Annotated in this window: 3 protein-coding genes; 2 read left to right on the forward strand and 1 reads right to left on the reverse strand. The window is 34.3% G+C overall.

The features are described from left to right. Both B879_RS20430 and B879_RS20435 read left to right on the forward strand, forming a co-directional pair. Positions 1–1110, forward strand: a 1110-nt coding sequence (locus tag B879_RS20430) for a DNA primase family protein (protein WP_040401449.1), incomplete at its 5' end; no start/stop codon positions are given. Then, positions 1091–2281, forward strand: coding sequence for a DUF6371 domain-containing protein (locus tag B879_RS20435; RefSeq protein WP_009187131.1), 1191 nt, complete (start codon positions 1091–1093; stop codon positions 2279–2281). The genes B879_RS20430 and B879_RS20435, both read left to right, overlap by 20 nt. A 28-nt stretch (positions 2282–2309) precedes the next feature. Here B879_RS20435 and B879_RS20440 read toward each other — a convergent pair whose 3' ends face one another. Further along, positions 2310–3302 (reverse strand): hypothetical protein, encoded by a 993-nt coding sequence (locus B879_RS20440; RefSeq protein WP_009187132.1) that lies wholly within the window; start codon positions 3300–3302, stop codon positions 2310–2312. Between the last annotated feature and the right edge of the window lie 13 nt (positions 3303–3315).

Genomic DNA, 3315 nt, shown 5'->3' on the forward strand with positions numbered 1-3315 from the left:
TATACGGCTAAATATTACAAATTCAGAGAGAATCTATTTAAGCAATTTATTTCCTCAGAATATTTACCCATTCCACCAAAAACCAAAGACAGGGTATTAATAAACCTTTTGAACGGTACTTTTGAAGTTACGGATAAGCCATTTTTGAGGCCTTTTAATTCCTCCGATTTTATGAGGTATCAATTACCATTCGAATACAATAAGAATGCGACAGCGCCAAAATTCATGGCTTATTTAAACCGAGTATTACCCGAAAAAGATAAGCAGGCGGTTTTATCGGAATTCCTAGGATACGTTTTTGTGCCTCAAAGTTTTTTGAAGCTGGAAAAGGCTTTATTCTTATACGGTGGAGGTGCAAACGGCAAATCCGTTTTCTATGAGATTATGAAAGCATTATTAGGAAGCCATAACACGAGCGAATTTACTTTGCAAAGCCTCACAGATACAAACGGATATTACAGGGCCATGATTGCGGATAAGTTGGTTAATTATGCCAGCGAGATAAGCGGTAAATTGGAAAGTGCAAAATTCAAATCCTTAGCGTCGGGCGAACCGATGGAGGCCCGTTTACCTTATGGCCAGCCTATGACCATAGAAGACTATGCGAAGTTGATTTTCAATACCAACGAACTCCCAAAGGATGTGGAATTCAATAATGCTTTTTTTAGGCGGTTTATTATTATCCCGTTTGAAGTAACAATTCCCGAGGAAGAGCAAAACCCGACTTTGCACAAAGAAATAATCCAAAGCGAGTTGGCAGGTGTGTTTAATTGGGTGCTGGAAGGCCTCCAAAGATTATTGAAGCAAAAGGGATTTTCTCCGAGCCCCTCCATTGATAAAGCGCTGGAGAATTTCAGGACCGAATCCGACACGGTAATGCGGTTTTTGGATGAGGAAGGATATAAACCCGACCTAGAGGATAAGATCCTATTGAAAAGCCTATTTCAGGAATATAAAAACTTTGCGCTAGAGGATGGACATAGACTCCTATCAAAACAAAGTTTTAGAAAGCGATTAGAGGCCCTGAAAATCTATGTAAAGCGTGAAGCCATGGGTATGATGGTTTTTGTTTCCAAAAATGACCTAGAGGATGGAGAAACTATCTTTTAAGAAAAAGCGGTCAAAGGTTAGATTTTGCCCGTGTGGGAAATCAAATAAGGATGGAAAATTTGCCTCTTATGAAGGTTATGAGGATAAAGGATATTGTCATTCATGCGATAAACATTTTTCCGTACATGAAGAAAAAACCGAGGGCGAGGAAAAGGGCGATCAAAGGCCCTTTACTCCTCCGAGGCCTAGGAAGGAAAGCTTTATTGAAAGCGAGTATTTGGAAGCCAGCCTTAAGGGATACGATAAAAATAATTTTGTCCAATTCCTTGTAAGGGCCTTTGGAGAAGAAAAAGCCATGCAGGCGGTAAAGGTTTATAAAGTTGGTACTTCAAAGAGATGGCAGGGCGCAAATATCTTTTGGCAAATAGACCATAAGCATAAGATTAGAAGCGGTAAAATAATGGTTTACGACTCCTCCACAGGAAAGCGACAAAATAAAAATTCATGGGTGCATTCAGTTTTGAAGCTGGAAGACTTCGACCTTAATCAATGCCTCTTTGGAAGCCATTTAATTACCTCCGATCACTCAAAGAGTATTGGGATAGTTGAAAGCGAAAAAACGGCCATTATTGCCAGCATATTGATGCCCGAATTGATTTGGTTAGCAAGTGGAGGCAAAGCAGGATTGAAGACCAGCAAAGTAAAGTTTCTAGTAAATAGGAATATCATTTTGTTTCCCGACCTATCAAAGCCAGCGGATAAAGTGAATTGCTACCAACTTTGGAAGGACACGGCAAAAGAATTGAAAGAAAGCATTCCAGCGATAAATATTCAAGTGTCGGACTATTTGGAGGCACGGGCCACGGATGAGGAGAAAAGCGAGGGCCTAGATATTGCGGACTATTTTCTCAAATGGGAATGGGAAAATGAAGGAAATGAGGCCTCTAAAAAACCTTTATTTTCCGAGTCTAATATCCCGAATGAAGAAAATGAAGAAAATGACCATTCACAAAAACCTTTTTTTTCGGACCATGGAGAAATTAGAGAGTTTGAAAATCAAATTAGCGACCTATCAAAAGAGATATTCCAAGCTATCCAAGGAATTAGAGAAAGAAGAAAAAGAAACTCAATCCTTAGAAACGAGATTGCAAATTGTGAAATTTCAGAAAAAGCAATTTTGGTAAATAAGGAATTACTTAAAGCACACAGGAAATTAAATTCAAACGTTTAATGAAGTTTTCTTTTAAATTATTTATATATTATTCATCAATTTTCTCCTCTAATTTATAATAAATTTTAAAACCTTCATTAAAAAATTGATGTTCCAATGGGAACCTTAATTTATCTATATGTGAGGCGGAATCATAAATAAATTGATTGTAATTTTTGAAGTTTCCATTAATATAATCTTTTATATAATTTATCCTGTAAAATTCATATTCACCTCTTAGAATTTCTTTCATAGAATTTGGTATATTCTTGAAGCTAGGATCAATGAATTTATCATCAACTACTAAATCAGTGATTTTGAAATGAAAATTGTATTCCTGGCTAATGACTTCGACTGGAATGTCAGAAAATCTGTAAAAATCACCATTACTATTTCTAGCTGACAAAATAAATTTATTTTTTTCATATCCTGTAAATGAAAAAAAAGCTTCATTATAAAAAATAGAATTGATTTTCAATGAATCAAAAATTTCTGATTTCGGTAGGATGTAAACATTTCCCATTAATTTTCTAATTCCTAATCCATTTTTAGGTTTTATTGATAAATCAATAAAATAATGAACCTGCCCTAAAGGTTGAATTTTATAAACTTTAAGAGGTTCAATATCAACAAATTTTCGATAGTCATTCTCTTTAATGTAGTTAAGGAATTTTAAAGAATCACTTTTTAATTTTTCAAGATCTCTTCCAAAAAATTCCAGCCATTTTTTTCTTACATTTTGATCAGTAAATAATTTTTTAACATTTTCGTTGTATTCTTTCTGCGAATTGTAAAGTTCATAATATTGAAGTGAAGAAAATTGTGGGAAATTGGATTTGGAAATAAAAACGCTATCCGATAGTTTTCTCACATTTTTATAAAAATCATTGAATAAAGAATCTTGTTGGATATGTTTTAAAACTACCTCATTTGGAAGAGGCTCAAATACACTTACTTTTAGATCATTTTTACAAGAGAAAAAAATGATTGAAATAAAAATTAGGAAATTTAAATGCCTTGAATTTGAGTTAAGATTTTTCATGAATAATTATTAT

Source organism: Cecembia lonarensis LW9 (assembly GCF_000298295.1).
In the GTDB taxonomy this organism is placed as follows: domain Bacteria; phylum Bacteroidota; class Bacteroidia; order Cytophagales; family Cyclobacteriaceae; genus Cecembia; species Cecembia lonarensis.

What these genes read in the sequence shown, in the direction of transcription:
- B879_RS20435 (WP_009187131.1), top strand. Translation starts at nt 1,091, where the DNA reads ATGGAGAAACTATCTTTTAAGAAAAAGCGGTCAAAGGTTAGATTTTGC.
- B879_RS20440 (WP_009187132.1), bottom strand. Translation starts at nt 3,302, where the DNA reads ATGAAAAATCTTAACTCAAATTCAAGGCATTTAAATTTCCTAATTTTT.